The organism is Erwinia sp. JUb26, assembly GCF_003751505.1.
Classification (GTDB): domain Bacteria; phylum Pseudomonadota; class Gammaproteobacteria; order Enterobacterales; family Enterobacteriaceae; genus Erwinia.
On the sequence record NZ_RJVB01000005.1, the window covers coordinates 356131 to 369748 of the forward strand.

Here is a 13618-nt window from a genome sequence, read left to right on the forward strand (position 1 = left end):
TCTTTTTGGTTTGTGATTGAGTAGGGGTTCACATGCAGGGCACCAGAATTCGTCTTTTGATTGGTGGGGTAGTACTGGCAGCGGCCAGCTGCACGGTACAGGCTGAAACCCTCCAACCCGATCCTGCCTGGCAGCAGGGAAAACTGGATAACGGTTTCAGCTGGCAGCTGTTAACCACACCCCAGCGACCGAGCGACCGCATTGAAGTTCGCCTGTTGGTGAATACCGGATCGCTGGTCGAAAGCGCTCAGCAGATCGGCTACAGCCATCTTTTACCGCGCCTGGCGCTGGTGCACAACGCCGCGCTCGAACCCGCGCAGCAGCGTTCACTCTGGCAGCAGAGCATCGACCCGCAGCATCCGCTGCCTCCCGCGATCACCTCCTATAACTACACGGTCTATAACCTGAGTCTGCCCAACAACCGCCCGGAAGTGGTCAAAGAAGCCCTGACCTGGCTGGCGGCGACCGTGGATAAAATGACCATCAACACCGAGGTGGTCAACACGGCGCTCAACGCCGACGACCCCATCGGTACCTGGCCCGGCAATACTCAGGATGTCTGGTGGCGCTACCGGCTGAAAGGCTCGACGCTGCTTGGCCACGACCCGGCCTCTGCGGTGAAGGTGCCGGTCGACCTGGCACAGCTCAACGCCTTTTATAAACAGTGGTACACGCCTGATGCGATGACCCTGTTTGTCGTCGGCAACGTCGACAGCCGCAGCCTGGCCGAGCAGATCAACAAAGTCTTCTCGCCGCTGGAAGGCAAGCGCGAACAGCCTGCGCCGGTGCCCACCCTATCACCGCTGCCACCGCAGCCGGTAAACCTGGTGAATCCGGCACTCGGCCAGGACCGTCTTGCGCTGGTCTGGGACAACCCCTGGATGCCGATCCGCGAATCACAAAATCTGCAGCGCTACTGGCAGGGCGATCTGGCGCGCGAAGCGCTGTTCTGGCACGTTCAGCGCGTGCTGAGCGAGAATAAAGCCCAGGGCGTACAGGTTGGCTTTGACTGCCGCGTGCTGTATCAGCGCGCCCAGTGTGCCATCAATATTGATTCGGACAACGCGGCGCTCAGCGCCAACCTGGATCTGATCGCGAAAGAGATGGCCAGCGTGCGCGACAAGGGCCTGACACAGCAGGAATTTGATACGCTGATGGCGCAGAAAAATACCGAGCTGAACAAGCTGTTTGCCACCTATGCCCGTACCGATACCGACGTGCTGATGAGCCAGCGCCTGCGTTCGCAGCAGAATGCGGTGGTGGATATCGCTCCGGAACAGTACCAGAAGCTGCGCCAGGCGTTTCTTTCCGGCCTGACGCTGGACATGCTGAACCAGGAGCTGCGCCAGCAGCTGACCCAGGATATCACCATGATGCTGATGCAGCCGCAGGGCGAGCCGGAAATTAACGCCGGGCAGCTGCAGGCAAGCTGGGAGAAAATTATGAAGCCGGTTGAAGCCGCGCCACAGGCTCCCGCCACCCCGGCCGACCCGGCGGTAGCAACGGATGCGCCAGCGCAGTAAACGCAGGGCGGCCTTTCGGGGCCGCCCTTCTTCTTTCAGCAGGGTGATTCCCTTCCTGCTGCTGATCCTCTCAGCCTTCTCTCCCGCGCTTTACGCGCAGGATTATGCTTTCCTCAACGCCAGCGACCTGACACTGAACCGCCAGCGCCTGACGCAGCAGCAGGCACCGGAACTGACGCTTGCCGCCTGGCAGACGCTGCATCGTGCAGCGGATAAAACCCTGAAGCAGCCGCTGCTCAGCGTCACCGATAAAGGGATGACCCCGCCCGGCGGTTCAAAACATGACTACCTCAGCCTCAGCGCCTACTGGTGGCCCGACAGCCATCAACCGGACGGCTTACCGTGGGTGAAGCGCGACGGTCACGTTAATCCGGCAAGCAAAAATAACCAAAGCGACGGCGTGCGCCTGGCGTCGTTTACCGCCAACGTTCAAACGTTAACCCTCGCCTGGTATTTCTCCGGCGACCGGCGCTATGCGGATAAAGCCATCGCGCTAATCCGTCACTGGTTTATCAACCCGGCCACACGCATGAACCCCAACCTGAAGTATGCCCAGGGCGTGCCGGGCATTGCCGACGGGCGGCATACCGGCGTGCTGGACGGCCGCTACTTTGCCACCCGCGTTGTCGACTCGCTGGTGATGCTGCGACAGGCGCCGGGATGGCGGGCGGAGGACGAACAGCAGATGCAGCAGTGGATGAAGGACTATCTGGCGTGGCTGCTGACCAGCCGTGAAGGTAAGGGTGAGGCCGCCGCGAAGAATAACCACGGCAGCTGGTACAGCGCGCAGGTGGCGGGGATTGCCTGGTACGTTCAGCGCCCCGAGGTTATCCACCAGATGCTGCAGCAGGCGCAGCGGCGGATGGCGGGTCAGCTGACCGCCGATGGCCGCCAGCCGCTGGAGCTGGCGCGAACCCGTTCGTTTCACTACAGCTGGTTTAACCTACAGGCGCTGACTGCGCTGGCGACGGTTGTTGGCCACAGCGGAAAAGGGGATTTATGGCATTTCCGAACGCCGCAGGGTGCCGGGCTGTTAACCGCGCTGGACTTTATGGCACCCTGGAGCGACGGCGCGAAGCGCTGGCCTTACCCCAGCCTCGACCATGTTGGCGTCAGGCTGATTCCCTTGCTGGTGCAGGCCGACAACCAGCTGAAGAGCCAGCGCTACCGGCAGAAAATCGAACGGGCCGACTGGACGCTACCCGAGGCCGGATCTGCTCGCGGCGCCACGCTTGATGCGCAGCGCGCCAGCTGGCTGCTGACGGTGCCGATCTACAGCCGCTGACAGGCTTCGCTGCAATCGAGATCGCCTTCCACACCCGACTGTTCAGGTGATAACCCCGTCGATATTGCCCGCTTAATGGTGGGCAGCCGGTTTAGTTAATTACCCTGCGGTCCTATACCGGCATTGCCTCACGCGGAATAATCGCGCCGCGATGCTGGATCACCGTGCTGGCCGTCAGATGCCCGCGCTTTGCGGCCTCTTCCGCGCTGCCGCCGGTCAGGCGCACCGCCAGATAGCCCGCGCTGAACGAATCCCCGGCGGCGGTGGTATCCACCACGCTGTCGGCAGACAGCCGTATAGCCGGGATCTCCAGCAGCGGCTCCGCGCCCGTATCCACCAGGCAGGCATCGGCCCCGCGTTTAATCACGATTTCCTGCACTCCGGCCGCGCGCGTACGGCGAATCACCTCGGCACTCTCGGCTTCGCCCCACAGCAGCGTTTCGTCGTCCAGCGTCAGGAAGGCGATATCGGTATAGCCCAGCATCGCCTGATAGGCCGACTGCGCCTCTTCACGGCTTGGCCAGAGGCGCGGACGATAGTTGTTATCAAAGATGATTTTTCCGCCGTTAGCGCGGCAGGCGGCCAGCAGGGTGTACAGCTTTTCGCGGCTCTGCGGGCTGAGGATCGCCAGACTGATGCCGCTCAGGTACAGATAGTCGTAGTGCGCCAGCTGCTGGCAGATCGCCTCAGCCTGCTCGCCATCCAGCCAGAAGCGGGCGGCGGCATCGTTGCGCCAGTACCAGAAGGTGCGCTCGCCCCTGGCATCGGTTTCAATCACGTACAGGCCCGGCAGCTTGTTTTCCAGCCGCTGGATCAGATCGGTGTGCAGCCCTTCACTCTGCCAGGCGCTAATCATCTCGTTGCTGAAGCTGTCTTTGCCTAACGCGGTGACGTAATCCACGCGCAGCGCCTCCGGCTGTACCTGGCGAGCGACATAAACTGCCGTATTCAGCGTATCGCCGCCGAAACCCCGGCTCATATCGCTGCCGCGTTGGGAAAGTTCGATCATGCATTCGCCTATTACGGCAATTTTCTGTTGCGTCATTTTTCTCGGCCCGTGGGAAATTTTTTTCACCAGTCTCGCCGCCCGGCGGTGCCCAGTCAATATTTAAAACGATGTTTTATTTTTATCGTGATGTCAGTTCACTTATTACGTAAGCGGATGCCGCCGCCTTTACGGATGCCAGATCCTCCCCCCTGGACTATCTTTACATAAGCGTAAAAAGGGTAAGGAGAAGCGAATGTCGCGTACCGGGAAAACAATCAGCTGGACCATCGGTGTGTTGGTGCTGCTGCTGGTGGCTTTGGTGGTGCTGATTGCCACGTTCGACTGGAACCGTTTAAAGCCGACGATCAACCGCAAGGTTTCGCAGGAAATTAACCGTCCGTTTGCCATCCGTGGCGATCTGGGCGTGGCCTGGGAACGTAACCGCAGCGAGCCGGGCTGGCGCAGCTGGGTGCCGTGGCCGCACATTCATGCTCAGGACATTATGCTGGGCAACCCGCCGGAGATCCCCGATCTGACCATGGCGCACCTTGAGCGCGTGGATGCCTCGATTTCGCCGTTGGCGCTGCTGGGCAAAGAAGTGTGGTTGCCGTGGATTAAGCTACAGCAGCCGCAGGCGAAGCTGGTACAAACCGCCGATGGCAAAAACAACTGGACCTTTAATCTGGCCGGTAGCGAAAGCAAAGACCCCAATCAGCCGCCTTCCGCCTGGTCATTCCGCCTGGACAATATCGTCTTTGACCAGGGGACGATTGGTTACCGCGACGCGATTAATAAGGCCGATGTGAAGGTAACGGTCGACCCGCTGGGTAAACCGGTGCCCTATGCCCAGCTGGCGGGGGGCGATGATAAACAGAAGGGCGCGGCTGATTTTGTCTTTGGCTGGCAGGCCAGCGGCACCTATAACAAAGAAAAACTGACCGGCGAAGGCAAGATCGGCGGCATGCTCTCCCTTCGCAGCCAGACCACGCCGTTCCCTGTGCAGGCCGACGTGCGCAGCGGAACCACCCGGGTTCGACTGGCGGGGACCATCCAGAACCCGATGGATCCCGGCGGCGTTGACCTGAGGCTGCGTTTTTCCGGCGACACGCTGGCCAACCTCTACGGCCTGACCGGCGTGCTGCTGCCGGATACCCCGCCGTATGAAACCGACGGCCATCTCAGCGCCCGCTTCCGCGAGACCGGGGGCGCGGTGTTCCGCTATCAGAACTTTAACGGCCATATTGGCGACAGCGATATTCGCGGCTCCCTGACCTACAGCCAGACAAAACCCCGGCCAAAACTGGAGGGCGAGCTGGAATCGCGCCAGCTGCGGATGGCCGACCTCGGTCCGTTGATCGGCGTGAACTCGGGTAAAGGCAGTGAGAAGACAGAGCAGGCGAAGAAGAAACGCGGAGACGCCTCCACGCAGCCCGCCGATCGCGTTCTGCCGCATGATAAGTTCGACAGTAAAAGCTGGAGCGTGATGGATGCGGACGTGCGCTTTAGCGGCAAACGCATCGAACACGGCAGCTCTCTGCCGCTGAGCGACCTTTCCACCCATCTTAAGCTGAAAAACGGCGACCTGCGCCTCGATCCGCTGCGCTTCGGCATGGCGGGCGGCACGATAAATTCGACGATCCATCTGGAAGGGGATAAAACGCCGCTACAGGGGCGGGCCGATGTACACGCACGCAGCCTCAAGCTACGCCAGCTGTTCCCGGACGTGCAGGCGATGCAAAGCGCGCTGGGGCAGCTGAACGGCGATGCCACGCTGAGCGGGCGCGGAAATTCGGTGGCCGACCTGCTGGCCACCAGCAACGGCGACCTGAAGCTGCTGATGAACGACGGGCTGATCAGCCGCAGCCTGATGGAAATCGTCGGGCTTAACGTGGGCAACTACGTGGTGGGCAAACTGTTCGGCGACGATGAGGTGAAAATCAACTGCGCGGCGGCGAATTTGCAGGTCAAAAACGGGCTGGCCTCATCGCGGCTGTTTGTCTTCGATACGGAAAATGCGGTGATCAATATTACCGGCACCACCAACTTCGCTAACGAACGCCTGGACCTGTCAATTGACCCGGAAAGCAAAGGCATTCGTATTATCACCCTGCGCTCGCCGCTGTACGTTCGCGGCACCTTTAAAAACCCCGATGCAGGGGTGAAAGCCGGCCCGCTGATTGCCCGCGGTGCGGCGGCGGTGGCTCTGGGTGCGGTGGTCGCTCCGGCTGCTGCCCTGCTGGCGCTGATTTCCCCCAGCGAAAATGACCAGAATCAGTGTACGAAGATTCTGGGACAGATGAAGGGGAAATAGCCAATGAAACGTGGCACGTTTTGATGGGTGGAAATGCGGAGCGTGCGGACTCAAAACTAAAAAAAATCGCCGCCACAGACATGTGGCGGCGAAGAGGGTTAATGCGTGCTTCAGGCGGCATGGCCGCCTGAATAATTAATCAAACAGTGACTCGTGACGGGTTTCGCGGCATTTAATCAGCGCGAGCAGCGTCAGGAACGCCATTGAAGCCAGGTAGACGCCGACGTAGAACAGGCCGTAAGTGTGCGCTAACCAGGTGGCGATATATGGTGCCACGGACGCGCCCAGAATCGACGACAGATTGTAGGAGAACGAGGCACCGGTATAGCGCACCTCGGTCGGAAACAGCTCTGGCAGCAGCGCACCCATCGGGCCAAAGGTCAGGCCCATAATGCTCAGCCCGCACAGCAGGAACGCCATCACCAGCGCCTGATTGCCTGAACCCAGCATGGAGGGGAAGATCAGCGCAAAGGCAATAATCATCAGGGTGATGACAATCATCGTTTTACGACGACCAAAGCGGTCAGCCAGCATGCCGGCAATCGGCACCATCACGCCAAAACCGATTACCGCCACCATCAGCATCCACAGGAAAGTATTGCGTGGAATGCCCAGCCCGTTGGGTGCCGCGGTCGTTCCGAAGGTCATGGAGTAGACGGTCATAATGTAGAACAGGGTGTAGGTCGCCAGCATGATAAAGGTACCGAGCACCGTGGCACCCAGATGCTTGCTGAGCAGCGTACCAATCGGCACCTTAACCTGTTTTTTCTCTTTCTGGACTTTGGCAAACACCGGTGACTCGTGCAGCGAGACGCGAACGTACAGACCAATCAGCACCAGCACCGCAGACAGCACGAACGGTACGCGCCAGCCCCAGTTCATAAACTGCTCATCGGTCAGCAGCCAGGAGAGCAGCAGGAAGGTGCCGTTAGCAAAGAAGAAGCCGATCGGCGCGCCGAGCTGCGGGAAGGAACCGTAAAGCGCGCGTTTCTTCGCGGGCGCATTTTCGGTTGCCAGCAGAGCAGCACCGCCCCATTCGCCGCCCAGACCCAGGCCCTGACCGAAACGGGCCAGCGCCAGCAGCATCGGAGCAAACACGCCAATGCTGTTATAGCTCGGCAGCAGGCCGATGATCACGGTCGAGATCCCCATGGTCAGCAGCGAAGCCACCAGCGTGGCTTTACGGCCAACGCGGTCGCCAAAGTGACCGAAGAGCGCAGAGCCGATCGGGCGGGCCACAAAGGCGATAGCAAAGGTCGCCAGTGACTGTAGCGTGGCGACGGTGGCATCACCCTGCGGGAAGAAAATATGCGGGAAAACGATCACTGCCGCAGTAGCATAAATATAGAAATCGAAGAATTCGATAGCCGTACCGACCAGAGAAGCAACCACCACTTTACTACGGGAGTTTACGGGTGCAGCGTCTTCAGCGGCGATAGATGGAGCGATGGAGGCTTGCATAATTGTTTCTTTATTCTAATAAACGAAAAAGAATCTTACGCAGAGGTTTAATCGCATTCAATGGCGAAAGTGCGGACTGTTTTTAAGGATTCCTCTGGAAAAGTGGATAATTTTTAATATGTGATATTTGCGAGAACATGGCAGGGAAAACGAAGCGTTTTTTGGAGTTAATCACTAAAAAATGGAAAATAAAAGTTAGGAGTCGGTGATAAATGCCGATCTTTGGTTAAAGAGTAACCCACAACCAGGGTTTTTAACTACTTTCCACCTTTCAACCGTCTTTTTTCCGCCACGCAGGCAATTTATTTATAATATGAATCAATTAATGCCGATGTTTTTTTAATTAAAATACCCTCTCAGAAGACATCAAAAATTAGTCGTAAATATCAAAAATCACCAGGGAAAGGTTATTATGGATACAATGACTCACAGTGATAAAACCGTCCTATTTGAGAATAATTCCGCCAGCGGCGATATCTCCCGTAACAGGGTACTATCGATTGGAATTTTTTTTGACGGCAGCGGCAACAACGCCAATAACACACTGAAACGTCTTGAAATGTGCTGTTCAGGTGAAAAAGGACGCGATCGTCTTTCGGACAGCGCTGACGCGGCCAGGCCCGGCGATATTTCCCGCTGTAGTTACGATAAGCATTACACCAATATTTACCGGCTGTTCACGCTTTATCGTGCGGAAGAGGGGAACTGGAATCCATTCCAGCGGGGATTATATATCAGCGGCGTTGGCACGCATTCCGGCCAGGCGGACAGTATTAGCGGTTTTGCCATCGGCGAAGGAAAGAGTGGCATTATTGCCAAAACGGACGAGGCGATTGCCGCGCTGCCCGCAATCCTACGGCAGGTTATCCGTCAGATGAATGGTGAAGGGCAGATTACCCGGCTGGCATTCGACCTTTTCGGCTTCAGCCGCGGCGCAGCGGCAGCACGCCACTTTGCTAATCGTCTTTTCGCGCAAGACCCCGCGCTGGCAGCCGCGATTGCAGAGGGATTTCAGGAAGCAACCTATCGCGATATGCCGACGATCGGCACCCGCTTTCTCGGACTGTTCGACGGCGTGGCGGGCATTGCGAATATGACCAACAGATTCGATCCCCACTCCCCGCACGGCAGCGGCCTGCATCTGTCATTACCATCTGGCATTGCGCGCCGGGTCTTTCAAATTGCCGCAGCACACGAGTATCGCTATAACTTCTGCCTGCAAAGCGTTGCCCCCGATTATCCCGAACTGGTTCTGCCCGGCGCGCACTCGGATATCGGCGGCGGCTACAATCCGCAGGAAGACGAATATCTGTTCCTCAGCCAGCCGCAGTTCACCTACGCGTCCGACGATACCCCGGACGAAATGACGGAGATCGTACGCCAGGCCCATGAACAGAGGCGAGTTCTGCAGAACAATCCGGCCCTGGAACCACTGCTGAACAGTGGTGAGCTGAAGGTTGAGAGCTGGCATGACGACTGGCTGCCGCCCAGCCAGGAAGGGCTTGCACGCAAACGCGTCGGGGCAGCAGTGGTATTTCGCCGTAGCCTGAACAACGACTGGGCGAAGATTGCGCTGCGGGTGATGGTGGACGCCGCGCAGGAGGCCGGCGTGATGCTGGCGAAAATCGATGAGGGCAGCCCTGAGTTCAGCCTGCCACCGGAACTGGCGCCGCTGTGCGACTTTGCCCGCGAACAGGGGAGACGGCTGCGCAGCGGCAATACGCCACAGCCCTTCAGCCAGGACGATCTGCACATTGCCGGCCGCTACCTGCATTTTTCAGCCAGCTGGAGTGCGGTGCAGGAAGCGTTTGTCTGGCGCGATGGTAACTGGCTGACCACCGTTTCAAAGTCGGTCAGGCGAGAAACGTTTCTCAGCTATCCCGATCGTCCGGACGAGGGCTGGACGCGGACGATTTACCCCTTAGCGAAGCCGTAAACGGACGTTTTGCACATCCGTTGATAAACAGTTTAGGAAAGGATTCTCGACATTTTTAACAGCGATTGGAAGTTTTTGCATTAAAATCAACTACTTATTTTTATAATATTTATTACTTCCCGTCATTAATCTCCGGGTTTACATTGCGTAGCCCGGCGATTAGAATCTCGGCAAATTACTAACGGAGCCTGCATTTCATTGGACAGTCACCCTTTACCTGAACATTACTGAAGGCAGGTCCACTCCGTTTATTGTGTGCCTGCCGTAAAAAACGGCGGGCCATGCTGCAACTCTCTTCCGAGCTGTTTCATCCCGTAAATCAATTTCATTCGATCTGGTCTTCGCCAGCGGCGCTGCTGCATGGCCGGGCATCAGAGCATCCCTCTGCTGTCGGGCGATTTTTGCTGCGCGCCAGCATCACTAAGGAGCACACGATGAAAGAACCTCCGTCACGAGAGAGGCGATGGCAGGATGAACCCGGGAGGATAACGCACTAACGTTTCACGTCCTTTCCGTCTGCCTGCCACGCCTCCTTCCCTGAATTTACTGAAAAAACCTCGTTTGCAGGAGCCGTTCTCCTGCGCGTAAAAAAACTTCATTCAAGGAGCAGGCAGATGAAAATGCATCACGCTAACCTGAAAAAGGCGCGCGAACTGGCGATCGCCAGCGCAGCCACACGGAGCCAGGAACACACCCTCGCTCAGCTGAATACTCAACGCCACGGGCTGACTTTTGAAGATGCCGCTGAGCGCCTGGAACACTACGGCACCAACCAGGTCGCCAGCGAAAAAGCACCGGCGGCCGCGGTACAGCTGCTTCAGGCGTTTAATAACCCGTTTATCTGGGTGCTGACCGCACTGGCGGCCATCAGTTTTGTTACCGATTACCTGCTGCCGTTGAAGCGCGGTGAGGAGACCGATCTGACCGGCGTGATTATCGTCATGATCATGGTCAGCCTGAGCGGTTTACTGCGTTTCTGGCAGGAATATCGCACCAACAAAGCGGCGGAAGCGCTGAAATCACTGGTGCGTACTACCGCCACGGTCATACGCCGCAGCCACACGCACAGTGAAGCGATGGAGATGGAAATCCCGCTGCAGCAGGTCGTGCCGGGCGATATCGTGCGGCTGTCGGCGGGGGATATGATCCCGGCGGACGTGCGTCTGCTGGCCTCGCGCGATCTGTTTGTCAGCCAGGCAGCCCTGAGCGGTGAAGCGCTGCCGATCGAAAAATATGACACGCAAAGCAGCCCAAATGTTGCCGGGCCAGTCAGCGAACAGGAGCTGCTCAGCCTGCCGGGTATCTGCCTGATGGGCACCAGCGTTGCCAGCGGCAGCGCGACGGCAGTGGTGGTGGCAACCGGTGGCCACACCTGGTTCGGCTCACTGGCCACCTCACTGCTGGGTAAGCGCCCGCAGACGGCGTTCGATCGCGGCGTGAACAGCGTCAGCTGGCTGCTGATCCGCTTTATGCTGGTGATGGTGCCGATCGTTCTGCTGCTCAACGGCTACAGCAAAGGCGACTGGAGCGATGCGCTACTGTTTGCGCTGGCGGTCGCGGTGGGGCTGACCCCGGAAATGCTGCCGATGATCGTCAGCTCCAACCTCGCGAAGGGTGCGATTGCCCTGTCGCGGCGGAAAGTGGTGGTGAAAAGGCTCAATGCCATTCAGAACTTCGGCGCGATGGACGTGCTGTGCAGCGATAAAACCGGCACGCTGACTCAGGATCGCATCATTCTGTCTCACCACCTAGATTTGCACGACCGCAGCGACGAACGCGTACTGCAGCTGGCCTGGCTGAACAGCCGCCATCAGACCGGCGTGAAGAATCTGATGGATAAAGCCGTACTGGCCTTCAGCCAGGGCAATATGGCGGTCAACGATCTGTGGCGTTATCGCAAAATTGACGAACTGCCTTTTGACTTTGAGCGCCGCCGTCTGTCAATTCTGCTGGCGGACCAGAACCAGCAGCAGATGCTGGTCTGCAAAGGGGCGGTGGACGAAATGCTGGCGGTTTCCCGCTTCTGGCGCGATGGCGATGAGATCCGCCCACTGGATGATGCCGCGCGTCAGCGTCTGCGTGAGCAGGCAGAGAGCTACAACCAGCAGGGATTCCGCGTGCTGGTTGTGGGCTGGCGGGATCTCGAGGCCAGCCCGCTCTCGCTGCCGCTGAGCATTCATGACGAGCGTGAACTGATTATCAGCGGCGTGCTGACCTTCCTCGATCCGCCGAAGGAGAGCGCGGCAGAGGCGATAGCGGCCCTGCATGAAAACGGCGTCACGGTAAAAGTCCTGACCGGCGACAACGCGATTATTACCGCCAAAGTGTGCCGCGACGTGGGCCTGGAGCCGGGTGAACCGCTGTGCGGCAGTGCAATCGCGCAGCTTAGTGACGACGAACTCCGCCTGCTGGTTGAGCAGCGCACGCTGTTCTGCCGCCTGACGCCGCAGCAAAAAACCCGCGTGTTGCAGGCATTGCAGCACAACGGACATACGGTCGGCTTCCTCGGCGACGGCATTAACGATGCACCGGCGCTGCGCGCGGCGGACATTGGCATCTCCGTTGATAGCGCTACGGATATCGCTAAAGAATCCGCGGATATCATCCTGCTGGAAAAAAGCCTGCTGGTGCTGGAGCAGGGCGTGATGACCGGGCGCGAAACCTTCGGCAATATAATCAAGTATCTGAACATGACCGCCAGCTCTAACTTCGGCAACGTCTTTTCGGTGCTGGTGGCCAGCGCGTTTATTCCGTTTTTACCGATGATGGCGATCCATCTGCTGTTGCAAAACCTGATGTATGACCTGTCCCAGCTGGCGCTGCCGTGGGACAAAATGGACAAAGAGTTTCTGCGCAAACCGCGCCGCTGGGATGCGAAGAACATCGGGCGCTTTATGCTGTGGATTGGCCCCACATCGTCCATTTTCGATATCACCACCTTCTGGCTGATGTGGACGGTATTCGCCGCCAACAGCGTGGAAAGCCAGGCGCTGTTCCAGTCCGGCTGGTTTGTGGAAGGATTGCTGTCGCAGACGCTGGTGGTGCATATGCTGCGCACCCGCAAGATTCCGTTTATTCAGAGCCGCGCCGCGCTGCCGGTGATGCTGGCAACCGGGCTGGTGATGATTGCCGGAATTCTAATCCCGTTCTCGCCGCTGGGCCACGCCGTCGGGCTGGTGCCGCTGCCGTGGAGCTACTTCCCGTGGCTGCTGGCAACGCTGCTCGGCTACTGCCTGGTTGCACAGGGCATGAAGCGTCTTTATATCCGCCGTTTCGGCCAGTGGTTCTGAGGGGGATAAGATGAAGAAGGATAATTCAGCGATAGCGATCGTGTTGTTTTTTGTCGGGGTGGTGATTTTTTCCGGGGCGATACTGATGATATTTAGCGAATAGGGGGTGGGGAAACGGGTTGCGGGTGGGTTCGGGTTGCTGCACGTTTAAGTGACTGGCTTATCGGGGCTATCCGGAACACGGACCCGCTGCCACGTCCATGTTCGCTCGGCCTCGCACCTCCCTGTGCTCGGACGGTCCGTTAACCCGTCCATCCCCGATTGCCCGTAAACTAAGGTGTTGCTGTTTTTAAAATCCGTCTCTTCCGGCTTCACACTCTTGTTTACCGGATTGAAATTGCTCAGGGGTCACTCGCAATAAAATGGGCTGATAGAAGGAAGTCCATAGATTAGAGAAAGTGAGTGCTGAACTCTAAAGCGACGAAGCGAATGCAATGAGAAGCTGCGGCACCACTTTAAAGTCTTAACGGTAAACGTGACGAGAAAGCAGTAACACCAAAGCCTGAACGGTGTACGTGACGAGGAAGCAGCGATCAATTCGCTTGAAAGGTGAACGTTACGGGGCAGATAAGCCGGGTGTCTGCCGCAGGGATGCGGCAGCCAAGCCCCCAGGGACCGGGTTCACGGCGACCCGGCGTTCTGCCCGTAACGGTCGCCCCGTTTCGCAGATCCCACCGCGACCTGCCCCGTAAAGGTCACCCCGCTCACAGCCCCTGCCGCGAATAATCTCTGAACGACCAGATTAACGATCGTTATCTGGCCGCAACGCAATGAATTGAAAGGGGAACCGTTACGGGACAGGTTAGCCGGGTGTCTGCGGCAGG

Annotated in this window: 7 protein-coding genes; 5 read left to right on the forward strand and 2 right to left on the reverse strand. The window is 58.2% G+C overall.

From position 1 onward, the window contains the following. Positions 1-32 precede the first annotated feature (32 nt). Together EC836_RS15215 and EC836_RS15220 are read left to right on the forward strand one after the other, a co-directional pair. Positions 33-1523 (forward strand): pitrilysin family protein, encoded by a 1491-nt coding sequence (locus EC836_RS15215; protein WP_123334559.1) that lies wholly within the window; start codon positions 33-35, stop codon positions 1521-1523. Further along, positions 1507-2808 carry an alginate lyase family protein gene (locus EC836_RS15220; protein ID WP_123334561.1) on the forward strand — a complete coding sequence of 434 codons (1302 nt, stop codon included), beginning with the start codon at positions 1507-1509 and terminating at the stop codon, positions 2806-2808. The genes EC836_RS15215 and EC836_RS15220 overlap by 17 nt, the downstream gene beginning before the upstream one ends. Before the next feature lie 112 nt (positions 2809-2920). On the opposite strand, the gene EC836_RS15225 is transcribed toward EC836_RS15220, so the two are convergent. Next, positions 2921-3853, reverse strand: coding sequence for a sugar kinase (locus EC836_RS15225; protein WP_123334563.1), 933 nt, complete (start codon positions 3851-3853; stop codon positions 2921-2923). A 196-nt stretch (positions 3854-4049) separates the two neighbouring features. On the opposite strand from EC836_RS15225, the gene EC836_RS15230 reads away from it, so the two are divergent. Then, positions 4050-6107: an AsmA family protein gene (locus EC836_RS15230; protein ID WP_123334565.1), complete on the forward strand. Its 2058-nt coding sequence runs from the start codon at positions 4050-4052 to the stop codon at positions 6105-6107. Positions 6108-6242: 135 nt separating this feature from the next. Here the strand turns inward: EC836_RS15230 and EC836_RS15235 are convergent, their stop codons facing one another. After that, positions 6243-7568 (reverse strand): MFS transporter, encoded by a 1326-nt coding sequence (locus tag EC836_RS15235; RefSeq protein ID WP_123334567.1) that lies wholly within the window; start codon positions 7566-7568, stop codon positions 6243-6245. Between the two features lie 412 nt (positions 7569-7980). Here EC836_RS15235 and EC836_RS15240 point away from each other — a divergent pair, with 412 nt between their 5' ends. Together EC836_RS15240 and mgtA are read left to right on the forward strand one after the other, a co-directional pair. Further along, a complete protein-coding gene (locus EC836_RS15240; protein ID WP_123334569.1) occupies positions 7981-9504 on the forward strand; it encodes a DUF2235 domain-containing protein in 1524 nt (507 codons plus the stop codon). Positions 9505-10082: 578 nt separating this feature from the next. Further along, positions 10083-12794, forward strand: coding sequence for a magnesium-translocating P-type ATPase (gene mgtA / locus EC836_RS15245; protein ID WP_255416846.1), 2712 nt, complete (start codon positions 10083-10085; stop codon positions 12792-12794). Positions 12795-13618 lie beyond the last annotated feature (824 nt).

Bases quoted from the DNA above. Each gene is read 5' to 3' on its own strand.
- EC836_RS15235 (WP_123334567.1), bottom strand. From the start codon at position 7,568: ATGCAAGCCTCCATCGCTCCATCTATCGCCGCTGAAGACGCTGCACCC.
- EC836_RS15230 (WP_123334565.1), top strand. From the start codon at position 4,050: ATGTCGCGTACCGGGAAAACAATCAGCTGGACCATCGGTGTGTTGGTG.
- EC836_RS15220 (WP_123334561.1), top strand. From the start codon at position 1,507: ATGCGCCAGCGCAGTAAACGCAGGGCGGCCTTTCGGGGCCGCCCTTCT.
- EC836_RS15240 (WP_123334569.1), top strand. From the start codon at position 7,981: ATGGATACAATGACTCACAGTGATAAAACCGTCCTATTTGAGAATAAT.
- EC836_RS15225 (WP_123334563.1), bottom strand. From the start codon at position 3,853: ATGACGCAACAGAAAATTGCCGTAATAGGCGAATGCATGATCGAACTT.
- EC836_RS15215 (WP_123334559.1), top strand. From the start codon at position 33: ATGCAGGGCACCAGAATTCGTCTTTTGATTGGTGGGGTAGTACTGGCA.